This is a genomic window from Klebsiella sp. 141162, assembly GCF_050600755.1.
GTDB lineage: Bacteria > Pseudomonadota > Gammaproteobacteria > Enterobacterales > Enterobacteriaceae > Klebsiella > Klebsiella aerogenes.
The window spans coordinates 1-331 of the sequence record NZ_JAQIRI010000037.1 but is presented as its reverse complement, the minus strand read 5'-3'; the positions used below and the strand labels follow the sequence as shown (position 1 = coordinate 331).

General features: G+C 65.0%; 1 protein-coding gene. It reads right to left on the bottom strand.

What is annotated here, in order from left to right; genetic code table 11:
* On the bottom strand, nucleotides 1-331 hold a 331-nt coding region (locus PGR23_RS24460; protein ID WP_430915676.1), incomplete at both ends, for a sodium ion-translocating decarboxylase subunit beta.

Here is a 331-nt window from a genome sequence, read left to right as displayed (position 1 = left end):
ACCCCGGCGGCGGTGCCCACGCAGAAGGCGATCACCCCCAGCAGCAGGATCCCCAGCGTCTGCGGCTGCAGGAACTTGTCCGCCACCAGCTTGGCTCCCACCGACAGCCCGAGGAAGATGGTGACGATATTGATCAGCGCGTTCTGCACCGTATCGCTCAGACGATCCACCACCCCGCTTTCGCGCATCAGGTTGCCGAAGCAGAACATCCCCAGCAGCGGCGCGGCGTCCGGCAGCAGCAGCGCCACCAGCAGCAACAGCACCGCCGGGAAGAGGATCTTCTCGCGTTTGCTCACCGTACGCAGCTGCACCATGCGGATCTTCCGCTCTT